Origin of the sequence: Luteococcus sp. H91 (assembly GCF_038433135.1) — a bacterium.
In the GTDB taxonomy this organism is placed as follows: Bacteria; Actinomycetota; Actinomycetes; order Propionibacteriales; family Propionibacteriaceae; genus Luteococcus.
Map to the genome: position 1 here is coordinate 24,808 of NZ_JBCDMV010000019.1, position 14,995 is coordinate 39,802.

16 protein-coding genes, 1 tRNA gene and 1 pseudogene are annotated in these 14,995 nt (G+C 68.5%); 13 read left to right on the forward strand and 5 right to left on the reverse strand.

Features of this window, described 5'->3' with window-relative positions; translation table 11 throughout:
- The first annotated feature begins 101 nt into the window (after positions 1-101).
- The 3 genes from AAEX57_RS09980 to AAEX57_RS09990 are packed head-to-tail and all read left to right on the forward strand — an operon-like array spanning position 102 to position 2,751.
- Positions 102-368, forward strand: coding sequence for a FeoA family protein (locus tag AAEX57_RS09980; protein WP_342092426.1), 267 nt, complete (start codon positions 102-104; stop codon positions 366-368).
- The gene (gene feoB, locus AAEX57_RS09985; protein WP_342092427.1) at positions 365-2,437 is read left to right on the forward strand and encodes a ferrous iron transport protein B; all 2,073 of its coding nucleotides are present in this window, start codon (positions 365-367) and stop codon (positions 2,435-2,437) included. Before AAEX57_RS09980 ends, feoB begins: the two co-directional genes overlap by 4 nt.
- On the forward strand, positions 2,434-2,751 hold the full coding sequence (locus AAEX57_RS09990) for a FeoC-like transcriptional regulator (protein ID WP_342092428.1): 318 nt from the start codon (positions 2,434-2,436) through the stop codon (positions 2,749-2,751). The genes feoB and AAEX57_RS09990 overlap by 4 nt, the downstream gene beginning before the upstream one ends.
- 113 nt (positions 2,752-2,864) lie before the next feature.
- On the opposite strand, the gene AAEX57_RS09995 is transcribed toward AAEX57_RS09990, so the two are convergent.
- Positions 2,865-3,323 (reverse strand): hypothetical protein, encoded by a 459-nt coding sequence (locus AAEX57_RS09995; protein ID WP_342092429.1) that lies wholly within the window; start codon positions 3,321-3,323, stop codon positions 2,865-2,867.
- 89 nt (positions 3,324-3,412) lie between these two features.
- On the opposite strand from AAEX57_RS09995, the gene murI reads away from it, so the two are divergent.
- The 3 genes from murI (at position 3,413) to AAEX57_RS10010 (ending at position 6,301) form a co-directional block, all read left to right on the forward strand.
- Complete coding sequence (gene murI / locus AAEX57_RS10000) at positions 3,413-4,237, forward strand: glutamate racemase (RefSeq protein WP_342092450.1); 825 nt, start codon at positions 3,413-3,415, stop codon at positions 4,235-4,237.
- A gap of 295 nt (positions 4,238-4,532) precedes the next feature.
- Entirely contained in the window at positions 4,533-5,621 is a 1,089-nt protein-coding gene (locus AAEX57_RS10005; RefSeq protein WP_342092430.1) for an S-(hydroxymethyl)mycothiol dehydrogenase, read from the forward strand.
- 68 nt (positions 5,622-5,689) lie between these two features.
- Positions 5,690-6,301 carry an MBL fold metallo-hydrolase gene (locus AAEX57_RS10010; RefSeq protein WP_342092431.1) on the forward strand — a complete coding sequence of 204 codons (612 nt, stop codon included), beginning with the start codon at positions 5,690-5,692 and terminating at the stop codon, positions 6,299-6,301.
- A gap of 19 nt (positions 6,302-6,320) precedes the next feature.
- Here the strand turns inward: AAEX57_RS10010 and AAEX57_RS10015 are convergent, their stop codons facing one another.
- Positions 6,321-6,698 carry a DoxX family protein gene (locus tag AAEX57_RS10015; RefSeq protein WP_342092432.1) on the reverse strand — a complete coding sequence of 126 codons (378 nt, stop codon included), beginning with the start codon at positions 6,696-6,698 and terminating at the stop codon, positions 6,321-6,323.
- Positions 6,699-6,796: 98 nt separating this feature from the next.
- On the opposite strand from AAEX57_RS10015, the gene rph reads away from it, so the two are divergent.
- The 6 genes and pseudogenes from rph (at position 6,797) to AAEX57_RS10045 (ending at position 11,656) form a co-directional block, all read left to right on the forward strand.
- Positions 6,797-7,561 (forward strand): ribonuclease PH, encoded by a 765-nt coding sequence (gene rph / locus AAEX57_RS10020; RefSeq protein ID WP_342092433.1) that lies wholly within the window; start codon positions 6,797-6,799, stop codon positions 7,559-7,561.
- A gap of 32 nt (positions 7,562-7,593) precedes the next feature.
- The gene (locus AAEX57_RS10025; protein WP_342092434.1) at positions 7,594-8,337 is read left to right on the forward strand and encodes a non-canonical purine NTP pyrophosphatase; all 744 of its coding nucleotides are present in this window, start codon (positions 7,594-7,596) and stop codon (positions 8,335-8,337) included.
- Entirely contained in the window at positions 8,321-9,133 is an 813-nt protein-coding gene (locus AAEX57_RS10030) for a thymidylate synthase (protein ID WP_342092435.1), read from the forward strand. The genes AAEX57_RS10025 and AAEX57_RS10030 overlap by 17 nt, the downstream gene beginning before the upstream one ends.
- 86 nt (positions 9,134-9,219) lie before the next feature.
- A pseudogene (locus AAEX57_RS10035) lies at positions 9,220-9,684 on the forward strand (dihydrofolate reductase); the annotation flags it as partial.
- Between the two features lie 42 nt (positions 9,685-9,726).
- Positions 9,727-10,188, forward strand: a complete 462-nt coding sequence (locus tag AAEX57_RS10040; protein WP_342092451.1) for a GNAT family N-acetyltransferase — start codon at positions 9,727-9,729, stop codon at positions 10,186-10,188.
- 118 nt (positions 10,189-10,306) lie between these two features.
- Entirely contained in the window at positions 10,307-11,656 is a 1,350-nt protein-coding gene (locus AAEX57_RS10045) for a DNA polymerase IV (protein WP_342092436.1), read from the forward strand.
- A gap of 91 nt (positions 11,657-11,747) precedes the next feature.
- On the opposite strand, the gene AAEX57_RS10050 is transcribed toward AAEX57_RS10045, so the two are convergent.
- Positions 11,748-13,067: a serpin family protein gene (locus tag AAEX57_RS10050; protein WP_342092437.1), complete on the reverse strand. Its 1,320-nt coding sequence runs from the start codon at positions 13,065-13,067 to the stop codon at positions 11,748-11,750.
- A 74-nt stretch (positions 13,068-13,141) separates the two neighbouring features.
- A complete protein-coding gene (locus AAEX57_RS10055) occupies positions 13,142-14,293 on the reverse strand; it encodes a GNAT family N-acetyltransferase (RefSeq protein ID WP_342092438.1) in 1,152 nt (383 codons plus the stop codon).
- A gap of 83 nt (positions 14,294-14,376) precedes the next feature.
- On the opposite strand from AAEX57_RS10055, the gene AAEX57_RS10060 reads away from it, so the two are divergent.
- Positions 14,377-14,461: transfer RNA gene (locus AAEX57_RS10060), tRNA-Leu, on the forward strand.
- A gap of 30 nt (positions 14,462-14,491) precedes the next feature.
- Here the strand turns inward: AAEX57_RS10060 and AAEX57_RS10065 are convergent.
- Entirely contained in the window at positions 14,492-14,971 is a 480-nt protein-coding gene (locus tag AAEX57_RS10065; protein WP_342092439.1) for a peroxiredoxin, read from the reverse strand.
- Positions 14,972-14,995 lie beyond the last annotated feature (24 nt).

A 14,995-nucleotide genomic window follows, 5' to 3' on the forward strand; every position in this document is an offset into this window, starting at 1 on the left:
GAGCGCCAGGAAACTCACTCGCTGGGGTTTTCGCAAGGCCTTTGTGTGATAATCCCCACCCTGGGTGTGCTTAGGCTTACCTAAGGGCTTATGGTGACTTCATGGACAACCCGATGAGCCTGGCCACGGCCCCGATGGGGCGCCCCCTCACCCTGCTGCGTGCAGAGGGGACGCCAGACTTGTGTCGTCGGCTCGCGGCCCTGGGGTTGCGCCGCGGCGCCCAGGTCCGGCTGGTGCACCGCACCGCCGGTGGCGGCCGGGTGCTGCACGTCGCCGGATCCCGGATTGCGCTGGACAAGTCGATGCTGCGACGACTGTTCGTCGAGCCGATCCTGACCGAGGCCGACCTGCCGGAGGCTGCAGCATGAGCATCACCACCGAATCGCCCGAACTGCTCCAGGTGGGCAAGCGCCGAGACGTGCTGAGCGCCAAGGCCTGCTGTCAGGACACGGCCGGCAGCGGTGCCGGCCCCGATGCCCCCGTGATCGCCCTGGTGGGCGCCCCCAATTCCGGCAAGTCCACCCTGTTCAACACTCTCACCGGCGCACGGGTCACCATGGGCAACTGGCCCGGAACCACCGTCGAGGTCTCGCGCGGCGTCTGGCGCACCACGGTGGAGGGCCGCACCTGCGACTGCGTCGACTGTCACTGCGAAACCACCGGCACCGCGCCGAAGAGGCTGGAGATGACGCTGATCGACCTGCCCGGCGCCTACTCGCTGGATCCGGTCAGCCCCGACGAGGCGCTCACCCGCGAACTGTTGGTGGACGGTCCCGTCGACGAACGACCCGACGTCACCATCGTCGTGGCTGATGCCGCCCACTTGGCGCGCAGCCTGTACATGGTGGCGCAGCTGCGGGAACGCTCGATGAAGGTGGTCGTGGCGCTCACCATGCTGGACGTCGCCCGCCACCGCGGGATCGACATCGACACCTTCGCGCTGGCCACCGAACTGGGTTGCCCCGTGGTGGGCATCGACCCCCGGCACCGCCGTGGCGACGACAACCTGACCAAGACCGTGCATGAGGCGCTGGGCGCCCCCGCCGCCCAGCCCCGCACCCTGTCCGAGGTTCCCTCATCGGAGCTGGCGCCATTGGATGCCGACCTGGTGCGCGAGGACGAACGCTTCGGCTTCATCGAGTCCGCCGTCGCCGCCGGCACCCGCGATTCGGGGGAGGCTCGCGCGTCGCTGAGCGACAAGGTGGATCGCTGGGTGACCGCGCCAGTGATCGGCCCGCTGATCTTCATGGCCGTGATGTGGTGCGTCTTCCAGATCACCACCGTCGTGGCCGCCCCGATGCAGGACTTCCTGGACGGGCTCTTCACCGGCCCGATCAGCGACGGTGTCACCTGGGCGCTGAGCCAGGTTGGGCTGGGGGAGAGCTGGGTCCAGGGCCTGCTGGTGGACGGCCTGGTGGCCGGCGTCGGCATGCTGCTCACCTTCGCCCCGCTGATGGCGCTGATGTTCCTGCTGCTGGCGCTGCTGGAGGATTCGGGCTACATGGCACGCGCCGCCGTGGTCACCGACCGGATGATGCGCTCGCTGGGGCTGCCGGGCCGGGCCTTCCTGCCGCTGGTGGTGGGCTTCGGTTGCAATGTGCCGGCCATCTCCGCGACGCGGATCCTGCCGCAGGAGCGACAGCGGATCCTCACCGCGCTGCTGGTGCCCTTCACCAGCTGCACCGCCCGACTGACCGTCTACGTGCTGGTGGCCACCACCTTCTTTGGCAGGTGGGCCGGCACCGTGGTCTTCGCGATGTACCTGGTCAGCATCCTGATGGTGGTGCTTTGCGGCCTGGCACTGCGCAAGACCCTGTGGCGCACCATGGGCGCCGAGCCGCTGGTGCTGGATCTGCCGCCCTACCAGCGGCCGACCGTCCGCCTGACCGCCGCCGTCACCTGGACCCGACTCAAGGGCTTCCTGCAGACCGCGTCGGGAATCATCGTCGCGACGGTCTGCGTGGTGTGGTTGCTGCAGTCCATCCCGACGGGTGGCGGTGAGCGCTTCGGTGAGGTGCCGGTGGAGGATTCCGCCTATGGCGTCGCCGCGCAGGCCGTCAGCCCGGTCTTCGGCCCCGCCGGTTTCGACCAGTGGCAGACCACCTCGGCGATGGTGGTGGGCTTCGTCGCCAAGGAGGCCGTGATCTCCTCCTGGGCACAGACCTACGCCGTCGACGAGCCCGAGGAGGGCGGCGACCCCGGCACCCTGGGGCAGCGGATCACCGCCGACTTCGAGAAGTCATCGGGCGGACACCCGCTGCCGGCCGTGATCGCCTTCCTGGTCTTCCTGCTGGCCTACACACCCTGCGTAGCGACGCTGGCCGCGCAGAAGCGCGAGATCGGGCTGAAGTGGACCATCTTCGGCGTGGCGATGCAGCTGGCCGTCGCCTGGGTCAGCGCCGTGGCGATCTTCCAGATCGGAAGGCTGTTCTGGTGATCCAGGTCACCAGCACCCGGGGCCCGGTCCGCCCGCTGAGCGCGGTGCTCGCCGCCTTCGAGGACGGCGCCACCAGTCTGGACGAGATCAGCGAGCGCACCGGCCTGGACCGGGGCGTGGTGCAGAGCGCGGTGGACCACCTGCGCCGGATGGGCCGGATCGAGGCCAAGGAGCTGGCGATGGGCTGCCCCAGCGGCGGCTGCGGCTCCTGCGCCTCGGGCACCGCCGACGGGGGTGCGGGCTGTGGCTCGGATGGTCCGTCGGCCCAGCGCACCGGCCCGGTGCTGGTGCAGCTCAGCCTGCGTCGCCCCTGATGACTCACTCCTGATGCCTCGGCCCTGACAAGGGGCCTCGACAGGCTCGGCCATCGTGGTTGCGGAGGCTCCCCAAGTCGCCCGACCACGGTCCCCGAGCCTGTCGGGAGGGCCTACTTGTCGGAAACCTGGATCTGTTGTCCGCCGCGATCCACGAAGGGGCGCTTGCGGCGGGGCGAGGCCAGCTGGATGGGGAAACTGCGTTCCCGGCCCGAGGCGTCGCTGGTGCCCTTCCCGGCGGTGGTGATGTCCACCGCCAGCACGATCCGGTCGCCGTGCTCGTCGATCGTCACGTCGGCCGAGTCGAAGTCCTTGCCCACCACGTAGTACCCGGTGAACTCGCGCTCGGCCTCGTCGGTGCCCGGCACCACCCGCGAGACCGTCCCGGGCTTGGTGTCACGCATCCGCAGGCAGCCGGAAAAGGTCGTGCCGCTCAGCGCCGCCGCGGCGATCACGGCGGTGCGCCGGGCGATCGGTCGGTCGGTGGCCAACCGGTACAGGGCTCTGCTGCGACGCGGGGACATTGAGAGTGGGGACTTCGAGCGCGGGGACTTCGGGCTACGGCCGGTCATGCGGTTCTCCCTGCGAGCGATGTTGGGTGATGGTGGGGCATGTCGCCCACGAGAACTATCATTGCTCGGGTTGAAAGGAAGTGCGAGTGATCCCCTTCGAGTCAGAGATCGGCAGCGACGCCCCGATCGGCATCTTCGACTCCGGCTTCGGCGGCCTGACCGTCGCCCGGGCCATCGTCGACCAGTTGCCCAATGAGGACGTCATCTACCTGGGCGACACCGCACGCACCCCGTACGGCCCCCGACCGATCGCCGAGGTGCGCTCCTTTGCGATCGAGTGCATGGATCGGCTGGTGACCCACGGCGTGAAGGCCCTGGTCATCGCCTGCAATTCCGCGTCGTCGGCGGCGCTGCGCGATGCCCGCGAACGCTACGACGTGCCGATCATCGAGGTGATCCTGCCCGCCGCCCGTCGCGCCGTCGCCGCCACTCGGAACAACAAGGTGGGCGTGATCTGTACCGAGGCCACCGCCAATTCCCGCTCCTACAACGACGCCGTCGTGGTGGCGCCGCAGGTGCAGCTGACCACCCAGGCCTGCCCACGCTTCGTCGAATTCGTCGAGGCCGGAATCACCGGCGGCGACGACCTGCTCTCGGTTGCCCGCGAATACCTGGAGCCGATCCAGCGTGCCGGCTGCGACACCCTGATCCTCGGGTGCACCCACTACCCGCTGCTGCAGGGCGTGATCAGCTACGTCCTGGGCGACGAGGTGACCCTGGTCAGCTCATCGGAGGAGTGCGCCAAGGCCACCTACACCACGCTGCAGCGCCGCGAACTGCTGCACCACACCCCCCGGGAGGCGCAGCGGCTCTTCCTGACCACCGGCAGCAATCACGACTTCCAGGGCATCGGCGGGCGCCTGATGGACGGTTTCGTGAACGACGTGCAACAGATCGCGTTGGGCAAGCGCTGACCCTGTTCGAAGGGTGGCAGGATTGGTGTCAGGCACACCACCGGACGTGAGGAGACGCCATGTGCATGAAGGTCACCTGCGAGAAGTGCGGCAAGCCCACCTGGGCCGGCTGCGGCGAGCACATCGAGGAAGCGCTCAAGGACGTCAAGCCCGAAGACCGCTGCACCTGCCCCAAGTAGTCATCCCGACCGAGTAGTCATTCCGACCGACCCGGCAGCCGCTGCCGTGGTGCTTCCTGATGCACCCGACGGCGGCTGCGCCACGTCGCCACCCGAACCGTCGAAGGAGAACCCCCATGAGCCAGACCGTGAAGGCCGTCATTTCCCGCAGCAAGGATGCCGACGTCGAACTGGTGGACATCGTCGTCCCCGATCCCGGGCCGGGCGAGGCGCTGGTGAAGGTGCAGGCCTGCGGCGTCTGCCACACCGATCTGCACTACAAGCAGGGCGGGATCAACGACGACTTCCCCTTCCTGTTGGGCCACGAGGCCGCCGGTGTGGTCGAGGCCGTCGGCGAGGGCGTCAGCAATGTGAAGCCCGGTGACTACGTGGTGCTCAACTGGCGCGCGGTCTGCGGCCAGTGCCGCGCCTGCCTCAAGGGTGAGCCGTGGTACTGCTTCAATACCGCCAATGCAACCCAGAGGATGACCCTGACCGACGGCACCGAGCTCAGCCCGGCGCTGGGGATCGGCGCCTTCGCGGAGAAGACGCTGGTGGCCGCGGGGCAGTGCACCATCGTCGACGAGGCCGCCGAACCCGCCGTGGCCGGCCTGCTGGGCTGTGGCGTGATGGCCGGCCTGGGTGCCTCGCTGAACACGGGCCAGGTCAAGCGCGGAGAGAGCGTGGCCGTGATTGGTCTGGGCGGTGTGGGGATGGCCGCGGTCGCCGGTGCCGTGCTGGCCGGTGCGGCGACGGTGGTGGCGGTGGACACCGATGACCGCAAGCTGGAGATCGCCAAGAGCCTGGGCGCGACCCACACCGTCCACTCCACCGATGACACCGTCGTCCAGCAGATCAAGGATATTTGTGACGGCTTCGGCGCCGACGTCGTGGTGGACGCGGTCGGGCGGCCCGAGACCTTCCAGCAGGCCTTCGAGGCGCGGGATCTGGCCGGCCGGGTGGTGCTCGTCGGCGTCCCCACGCCGGACATGAGCTGGGAGATCCCGTTGATCGAGATCTTCAGCCGCGGCGGCGCGATCAAGTCGTCGTGGTACGGCGACTGCCTGCCCAGCCGGGACTTCCCGATGCTGGTCAACCTCTACCTGCAGGGCCGGCTGCCGCTGGACGCCTTCGTCACCGAGAAGATCGGCCTGGGCGACGTGGAATCCGCATTCGCCCGGATGAAGTCCGGTGATGTGCTGCGTAGTGTGGTCGTCATCGACTGACAGCCCCGCGACACCCCGCGCCCCGACGGCCGAGCCTGTCGAGGCCCCTCAAACCGGAGGAGAACCCCATGACCCTGCGTATTGACCACGGCGTCGTCAGCGGCACCTTCAGCCTGGATGGCGAGACCTTTGACGTCGAGAACAACATCTGGGTGCTGGGCGACGACGCCGAGTGCCTGGTGATCGACGCCCCGCACGACGTGGACGCGCTCCTGGAGGTGGTGGCCGGCCGCAAGGTCGTCGCGGTGGTCTGCACCCACGGCCACGACGACCACGTCCGGGTTGCCCCCGAGCTGGCCCAGCGGGTGGACGCGCCGGTGCTGCTGCACCCCGACGACCTGCCCGTCTGGCACCTCACCCACCCGGAGACCCTGCCGAACCTGCCGCTGGCCGACGGCCAGACGCTGCAGGTGGCCGGGCATGACGTGCGGGTGATCCACACCCCCGGCCACGCGCCGGGCGGAGTCTGCCTGTACGTGCCGTCGCGGGGGGTGTTGTTCAGCGGTGACACGCTCTTCCAGGGTGGCCCCGGCGCGACCGGCCGCTCCTTCTCGAGCCGCGAGATGCTGGAGGACAGCATCCGCACCCGGCTGTTCACCCTGCCGAACGACACGGTGGTGCACACCGGGCACGGCGAGTCCACGACGATCGGGGCGGAGGCCGACGCCCTGGGGCGCTGAGGGATCGCGGCGCCGCGGGTCAGGCGCCCCTGGCGACGATGCGCGCACGACGGACCAAGTCCGCCTGGAGTGGCAGCCGAGCCAGCGCTATCGCCTGCTGCCAGGCCGGTCGATCCCGCCAGTCCATCGCCATCTTGAGATTGCCCGGGAAGACCCCGACGAACAGGGCAGCCGCGGCCCCACCGCCCAGACGCCGCGTGGCAGGCACGGCCAGCAGGCCGGCCACGGCCAGCTCGGCCACGCCGGAGCCCAGGGTCCAGGCGCGGGGTGTGCCCGGCAGCGGTTCGGGGATGAGCTGATCGAAGGGTTCGGGCCTGATGAAGTGCAGGACGCCCATCGTGCTGCACAGGGCAGCCAGACCCAGTGCATTTCGGGTGACGTAATCCGGTTCGGGCATGTTCCCGACATTAGTTCATGCCGGCCACAGCGGTCCTGTCGGCGGTCGGGGACCGGTGGGGCGGAAAACTGTCGGTGGCACGCGATAGCTTTGGGGACATGGCAAACGAGCAGACCTCCACAAACCGAATCGACGGCCGGGCGGCCGACCAACTGCGCGAGGTGAGGATCACCCGCAACTGGCTGGACCATGCGGAGGGCTCATGCCTGATCGAGTTCGGCAAGACCCGGGTGCTGGTGGCCGCCAGCGTCGAGGAGGGCGTGCCGCGCTGGATGAAGGGACAGGGCAAGGGCTGGGTGACCAGCGAGTACGAGATGCTGCCCCGCGCCACCAATACCCGCAACGGCCGCGAATCCCGCAAGGGCAAGATCGGCGGCCGCACCCATGAGATCTCACGGCTGATCGGCCGCGCGCTGCGCGCGGTGATCGACTACGAGGCGCTGGGTGAGAACACCATCATCATCGACTGCGACGTGCTGCAGGCCGACGGCGGCACCCGGACCGCGTCGATCACCGGTGCCTACGTGGCGCTGGCCGACGCCGTCGAATACCTGCGTGGCAAGGGGGCCCTGAAGGGCGAACCGCTGAAGGACACCGTTGCCGCGATCAGCGTGGGCGTCGTCGATGGCATCCCGATGCTGGACCTGGCCTACACCGAGGACTCCACCGCGGACACGGACATGAACATCGTGGTGGCCGGCAATGGTGACTTCATCGAGGTGCAGGGCACCGCGGAGGGCGTCCCCTTTGACCGTGACACCCTGAACACCCTGCTGGACCTGGGGCTGAAGGGCTGCTCGGAGCTCAAGCAGCTGCAGCAGGCGGCCCTGACTGCCGCCTCCGAGCCGAATGAGGCCAAGTGATGAACTCGACGGATGAGTGGGCGTCTGGCGCCATGGAAGACCGAGAGCATCCCCGGGCCCAGGTGATCCTGGCCACCAACAATCCCAAGAAGCTGCGCGAGCTGCGGGCCGTCGTCGAGGCCGCGGAACTGCCGATCGACATCCTGGGGCTGTCCGACATCGACGCCTATCCCGAGCCCGCCGAGACCGAGCGCACCTTTGAGGGCAATGCCCTGATCAAGGCCCGCACCTGTGCGCTGCGCACCGGAATCCCTGCCCTGGCAGATGATTCCGGGATCGAGGTGGACGTACTCAACAACTGCCCCGGAGTGCGGTCCGCCCGCTGGGCCGGCCCGGAATGCGACGACGAGGCCAACAACGACCTGCTCTTGCGCCAGATCAGCGACGTCCCGCTGGGGCAGCGCACCGCGCGCTTCGTCTGCGCGATGGCCTTCGTGATCCCCAACGGGATGGAGGGGATGCGGCATGCCGAGTCGGTGCGTCGCGAATGGAGCGGTGACATCGCCTTCGAGCGGCATGGCGAGAACGGATTCGGCTATGACCCGATCTTCTGCCCCGACGACGCGCCGGAGGTGGACGGCCGTCGGCTCACCAGCGCCGAGCTGGCTCCGGACGTGAAGAACCGGATCAGCCACCGGGCCCAGGCCGTCGAGGCCATGCTGCCCACCGTCGCCGGCCTGTTGAACCTCAAGCTGGCCAGCGAACGCGCCGCCCGCCCGGACGAGGCGCCGGAGGCCGACGAGACCCAGGGGGATGCCGATGAAGCAGTATCTTGACCTGCTCCGCACCGTGATGGAGACCGGCGTGGACAAGTCCGACCGCACCGGCACCGGAACCCGCAGCATCTTCGGCCACCAGATGCGCTTCAACCTGACCGACGGCTTCCCGCTCCTGACCACCAAGAAACTGCACACCCGCAGCATCTTCGGCGAGCTGCTGTGGTTCCTGCGCGGCGACACCAATGTCGGTTGGCTGCACGAGAACGGCGTCACCATCTGGGACGAGTGGGCCGACGAGAACGGCAATCTGGGCCCGATCTACGGCTACCAGTGGCGCAGCTGGCCCACCCCGTCGGGTGAGCACATTGACCAGATCGCGGCCGTGATCGACCAGATCAAGCACAAGCCGGATTCCCGACGCCACATCGTCAGCGCCTGGAATGTGGCCGACGTGGAGAACATGGCCCTGCCGCCGTGTCACACCATGTTCCAGTTCTACGTCACCCCCGCAACCGACGGTGGCAAGGCCAAGCTCTCCTGCCAGCTCTACCAGCGCAGCGCCGACATCTTCCTGGGCGTGCCCTTCAACATCGCCTCCTATGCGCTGCTCACCCACCTGGTGGCGCAGGTCTGTGACCTGAACGTGGGGGAGTTCGTGCACACCTTTGGCGACGCGCACATCTACTCCAACCACTTTGACCAGGTGGCCCTGCAGCTCAGCCGCGAACCTCGGCCGCTGCCCTACCTGCAGCTCAACCCCGACGTCACCGAGATCGACAAGTTCGAGCTGTCGGACATCGAGATCATCGACTACGACCCGCACCCCGGGATCAAGGCGCCGATCGCGGTCTGACCAGTGCGTAGGCCGGCCCGGTGCGTACTGACCCGGCGCTGCCGGAGCCGGGTGGCAGGATGGTGTCATCACAAGGAGGTAAGCCCATGCGCGTCATCGCCATCGCCGTCGTCGGCCGCAATGGTGTGATCGGCGACGGTCACGACCAGCCGTTCAAGTTCCGGGAGGACTTCGAGCGATTCAAGGCGGTCACCATGGGGCATCCGATCATCATGGGCCGGCACACGCTGGACGCGATCGGCAGCTACCTGCCCGGGCGCACCACCATCGTCGTCAGTCGGGATCCGGAGCAGATCGAGCTCAGTGACCGGGAGACGGCGCCCAGTTTCGCCGTTGGTTCGGTGGAGCTGGCGCTGGAGCTGGCCGAGGCACTGGACGACGTGTGTTTCGTCTGCGGCGGCGGTCAGGTCTACCGCAACACCTGGGAATACCTCACCGAGTTGGACATCACCGAGGTGCACGACGAGGCCCCCGGATCGGTCACCTTCCCCGACGTCGATCCCGAAGACTGGCGCGAGCTGTGCCGGGAACCGCGCGGCGAGTTCGACTTCACCCGTCGCTTCCCGATCACCCGCACCGAGCGGCTCACCCTGGTGCCCGTCGGCCCGAAGGACCTGGACGACTGGGCCCGGCTCTACTCCGCGCCGGACCTGCCGGAGGTGCCGATCGAGCGCCACATGGCCGGGATCCAGGCCAATGTGGAGCACTGGCTGAACGACGGACTGGGCTACTGGTTGGTGCGTGACAGCCTGCACGACGCCCCGGTCGGCGTTGGCGGCGTGCGTCGCAGCAAGGAACTGCCCGACGGTACTTGGAGCCTCTACTACCGCTTCCAGGAGGCCTCGCGGCAGCAGGGATATGCCGTGGAGGTGGCCGAGGCGGGCATTCGGGCGCTCAAGGTGGTGCAGCCCGACGCCGAACTGCGTGCGATGCTGCGTCCCGAGAACGAGGCCGCCACCAATGTGGCGCAGAAGGTGGGGCTGCGGGTCACCGAGGAGCGCTCCGACGAGCGTGGGCCGCTGCAGGTCTGGTCGGCCAAGGTCTCCGAGCTGTGATTGTGGCCGCCGAAGGTCGCGGCCTCGACAGACTCGGCCATCGTGGTTGGGTGGGCAGTGTCACTACCACGGTCCCCGTGCTTGTCGAGGGGCCTTTCGCGGCATCCATCAGGTACTCGTGAGACCCACCGCCAGCATCCTGCACCTTGACCTGGATGCCTTCTTCGCCGCCGTCGAGCAGCGCGACAAGCCCTCGTTGCGGGGCAAGCCGGTGATCGTCGGCGGGGTGGGGCAGCGCGGGGTGGTCTCCACCGCCAGCTATGAGGCGCGGGTCTTCGGCGTCCGCTCTGCCATGCCGGCGCACGAGGCCCGCCGTCGGGCACCCAATGCCGCCTTCCTGGGCGGGCGCTTCGATGCCTACCGCCAGTCCAGCCGGATCGTGATGGCGCTGCTGCACGAACTCTCCCCGCTGGTGGAGCCGTTGAGCATCGACGAGGCCTTCGTGGATCTGGCGGCGGGCGGGCACGACTGCACCAACGTCGACACCCTGCGCGCGCTGGGCCAGCAGCTGAGAGCGGACCTGTTCGAGCGCACCGAGGGGCTGACCGCCAGCGTGGGGATCGGCACCAGCAAGTTCATCGCCAAGGTGGGCAGCGAGATGGCCAAGCCCAATGGTCTGGTGGTGATACCACCCGGCGGTGAGCTGGACGCCATTTCTCCGCTACCGGCCCGGGCGGTACCGGGCGTCGGGCCGGTGACGATGGAGAAGCTGGACCGGCTGGGGATCAAGACCGTCGCCGACCTGCAGCACGCCGAGGTTGCCGAACTCTCCCGGGAGGTGGGGCGCAGCTGGGGCGAGGCACTGCACGAACTCGCCTTCGCCCGCGACGACCGTCCGGTCAGCCCACACCGCGAGGCCAAGAGCATCTCGGTCGAGGACACCTTCGAGACCGACTTGACCGACCGGGCCGAGCTGGAGACGATCGCCACCCGCGACGCCGCCATCGTCGCGGGCCGGCTACGTGCCTCGGGGCAATTTGCCCGGACCATCACGCTCAAGGTGCGGCTGGGTGACTTCACCACCTGGACCCGCTCCCGCACGCTGAACGGTGCCACGGATTCCACCGAGCGGATCTCCCAGGTGGCGCGCGAACTCCTGGCGGCGCTGGACGTGCGGGAGGGCGTGCGGCTGTTGGGCGTCGGCGTCGCCAACTTCACCCTGGCGGCGCAGGAGGAACTCTTCGTGCTGGCCGGCGACGAGGTGGTCACCGAGGAACACACCAGCACCGAGCCCCCGCCGGAACGTCGTCGCGGACGGGGTGAGTGGAGCCCGGGCAGCGAGGTGCAGCATCCCGACTTCGGCCGCGGCTGGGTATGGGGTTCTGGCCTGGGCCGGGTGACGGTGCGCTTCGAGACCCGGCTGACCGGCGTCGGCCCGGTACGGACCTTCCGCACCGACGACGAACAGCTCACCCGCCCCGACGCCCCGCTGCCGATGGTCTGGGACGTGGAGCGCTCGGAGCCCTGAACCGGGCCTCGACGGGCTCGGCCATCGTGGTTGGGTTGGCAGGCACGCAACCCCGGTCCCCGAGCCTGTCGAAGGGCTCTTCCGCCCGCCGTCAGTAGACCGGATCGGCGACCCGGCCGACGAAGAGCGGCGTCGCGGTGACCCGGTCGAAGATCACGTACCAGAAGGGCCGGTCCAGCGTCAGCTCCTGCATCCTGCGCGGGGCCGGGCCCGAGGTGGCTTCCACCACGACGGCGGTGGCTGCGGCGGCTTCGGTGCCCTGCTCGTCGACGGCGATCCAGGTCTTCTGCACCACCTCGCTGACAAAGAGCTGCTCCACCTTCGGGTCCCGGATGCCCCCCAGATCCACCTGCTGACCCTCGAACAGGTGCGTGATCCCCAATTTGCCCAGTGCCTCGATCAGCTTCAGGTCCTGCTCGTGCTTCCACAACGGGACGGTCAGCCGGACCTCGGCGTCCTGCCAGCCGGTGAGCAAACCATGCAGCCCGCCCTTCGCCCAACCGTCCAGCATGGCCGATTCCTTGCCGGCGTCGGGCAGCACGAAGGCCATCGCCAGCTCATTGCCCAGGTAGTTGAGGGCGGCGGCGCGCCAACCGGGCCCCTGTGCCCAGGAGTTGGTGAAGGGGGTGATGGTCTCGGGGTGGGTGGTGCTGCCGTCGTCGCGGGTGAAGGGCCTCTGGCCGTCCCGGAAGAACTCGTCGGCCCAGGGCGCCTTGAACCAGATGGCATTGGTCAGCACCAGCCTGGTCATCTCGTTGATCGCGTCGGGGGAGAGCAGGTTCTTGATCCGGTCATGGGTGTTACTGGCGGCCCAGCCGTTGATGGTGTTGGCGGTGTTCTGGGCGTCGCCGAAGTCGACGCCGTGCATTCCGGCGCCGTACCAGCGCGCCGCCCGATCCAGGAAATCCTGCTTGATCGGGGTGGCCTGCTGTGCCCACAGGGCGTCGGCGATCTGCAGGCCCACTTCGCCCTTGCGTCGGCCGGCCTCTACCTTTCGGTTGCGGCCGGTGAGTGTCTGTTGCAGGTTGTTGCAGGCGGTGTTCAGCTCGTCGATCGACGCATACCCGAGGGCCCCCAGCAGATCCTTGAGCGTCGCTCCACGGGCACCATTGGCCAACATCGCCAGCGGCAGGGACAACGAGATGGGGGAGACCAGCAGATCCTTCTTGCCGGCCAGCGCTCGCGCCAGGGCGCCCGCGAAGGCGCATCCGGCCTTGTCGGTGGCTGGTTTCGCGCCCGTTTCTCGGGGCAGCTGAGCCACATTGTCGCCGCCCTGCAGCATCACCATCCCGGCGGGCAGGGGAGTCTTCGGCGCCGGCTCGGGGTCTCGGACCTCAGCCCCGCGGCGGCAGCCGGCCACGGGCGCGGCGACGGCGAGGGCGGCAATGCCCAGCAGATGACGACGATTCACGACGGTCTCCCTACTCTTCACCCATCGTGACACCGCCCGGTGGCAAGGAGAGGAATCCGCGGATCACGATCAGGTCACAGCCGCTTCTGCCAGGCGGCCTCGGCGATCCGCTCCCGGAAACCCATCCGGTCATTGATCGCGAGCATCCAGGAGTTCTCGCCGGCATTCCAGGTGTGCACCCGCCGTCGCTCGGGGAAGTGCTGGTGCACGGCCCGGTGGTTGGCGATCTTGACCAACAGCCCCAGCCGGTGCCCGCGGTGCCGGCTGTCCACGACGGTGATCTGCTGGAAGCAGACCTCGCGGTGGGTGGCATCGGTGGTGATGTCGGTGGCGGCCACCAGTTCGCCGGTGGTCCGGTTCAGCGCGAGGGTGGTCACCGTCTCCCGGCCCGCCGCTGCCCGTCGTGCCTCACCTCGTCGGATCCGCTCGGCGTCCCAGCGTTCGGGCTCCAGGTCCAGCCCGGCACTGGGCATCTCGGCGGTGAAGTGCTCCAGCAAGGCTCCGAACCGATCCACCAGATCATCCGGGATCCGGCCGACGATGGTGCGTAGCTCGTAGTCAGCAGCCAGTGGCAGGGCCTCGGCCCAGAGGCGGTCCAGGGAATCCTCGTAGCCGGGCAACTCACAGACCGAGTGCCGCTCGCACTGTTCCAGCAGGTAGCCGTGCGCCTGGGCGAAGTGGGCCGTGGCGTCCAACGGGATGGCACCGAAGTTCGTCGGTGGGGTCAGCGACGGTTCGCCGGGCCCGGGGCGGTGGTGTTCGCTCCAGGCCTGGGTGGTGTGGGCGCCCCGCTGGGCGGCGATCCGCTCTGCGGTCTGCAACAACGCCGTGCCCACCCCGCGGCGACGATGCTCCTGGGGCACGATCACCGTGAGTTCCGCGACGTGCACATTGTCGGTGATCCCGCCGCTCAGGTCGGTCAGGCCGACCACGCTACCCCCGGCCGGTACCAGCTCGCGCTCCCAGCTCAGCAGGGGGAGCCCGTGCGGCCCGGCCTCCAGGGCAGTGGTGTCCACCCCGGCGACGGCCACCAGCGGCACCTGCCATTCGTCCACCTGACGGCGCAGGCTGTGCACCCGGTATTCCAGCGGCAGGAAGAAGTCCGGCTCGCCCAGCACCTCCTGCGCGTCGGTAAGCCTGATCTGGTCGCTCTGGTCCATCACCCACGACGCCTCGAACCGGTCGGTGCGGGGGACGGCGATCTGGCAGATGGTGAAGTCGCTCACGGCCACATCCTTGGGCACAACCGCGTCCGTCCGCCACCGAATTTCCGGTCAGCCACCCCGCGTCCCCTAGACTTCATCCCCGAGCCGGAGTGGTGGAATTGGCAGACACGCAGGATTTAGGTTCCTGTACCGCAAGGTGTGAGGGTTCAAGTCCCTTCTCCGGCACCATCAGACCAGAACCGGGGTAGCCAGAGCGGTTCAGACGCCCAGTTCGCGACGCAGCTTGGCGACGTGCCCGGTGGCCCTGACGTTGTACTGGGCCACCTCGATGGTGCCCTTGCCCTCGGCATCGACGTCGATCACGAAGGTGGAGCGGATCACGCCCTCGATCTCCTTGCCGTAGAGCATCTTGGTGCCAAAGGCGGCATAGGCCAGCAGCACCTCGCGCTCCGGATCGGCCAGCAGGGTGACCGAGAGTTCCTCCTTCTCCCGGAAGGTCGCCAGCTTGGCGACCGAATCGGGGCTGATCCCGATCACCTTGTAGCCGGCCTGGCACAGTTCGTCCAGTGACTTGGTGAAGTCGACGGCCTGGATGGTGCAGCCGGGGGTCATCGCGGCGGGGTAGAAGTACAGGATCACCTTGCTGCCAGCAAAGTCGGTCAGGCTGACGGGCTTGTCATCGGCGTCGGGCAGGGTGAAGGCGGGCGCGGGGGAGCCCGGCGTGAGGCGCTCGTTCATGGAGCCACCCTAGCCAGGGTTCGC

Bases quoted from the DNA above. Each gene is read 5' to 3' on its own strand.
- AAEX57_RS09980 (WP_342092426.1), top strand. From the start codon at position 102: ATGGACAACCCGATGAGCCTGGCCACGGCCCCGATGGGGCGCCCCCTC.
- AAEX57_RS10025 (WP_342092434.1), top strand. From the start codon at position 7,594: ATGGAAGACCGAGAGCATCCCCGGGCCCAGGTGATCCTGGCCACCAAC.
- rph (WP_342092433.1), top strand. From the start codon at position 6,797: ATGGCAAACGAGCAGACCTCCACAAACCGAATCGACGGCCGGGCGGCC.
- feoB (WP_342092427.1), top strand. From the start codon at position 365: ATGAGCATCACCACCGAATCGCCCGAACTGCTCCAGGTGGGCAAGCGC.
- AAEX57_RS09995 (WP_342092429.1), bottom strand. From the start codon at position 3,323: ATGACCGGCCGTAGCCCGAAGTCCCCGCGCTCGAAGTCCCCACTCTCA.
- AAEX57_RS10015 (WP_342092432.1), bottom strand. From the start codon at position 6,698: ATGCCCGAACCGGATTACGTCACCCGAAATGCACTGGGTCTGGCTGCC.
- AAEX57_RS10005 (WP_342092430.1), top strand. From the start codon at position 4,533: ATGAGCCAGACCGTGAAGGCCGTCATTTCCCGCAGCAAGGATGCCGAC.
- AAEX57_RS10010 (WP_342092431.1), top strand. From the start codon at position 5,690: ATGACCCTGCGTATTGACCACGGCGTCGTCAGCGGCACCTTCAGCCTG.
- AAEX57_RS10030 (WP_342092435.1), top strand. From the start codon at position 8,321: ATGAAGCAGTATCTTGACCTGCTCCGCACCGTGATGGAGACCGGCGTG.
- AAEX57_RS10065 (WP_342092439.1), bottom strand. From the start codon at position 14,971: ATGAACGAGCGCCTCACGCCGGGCTCCCCCGCGCCCGCCTTCACCCTG.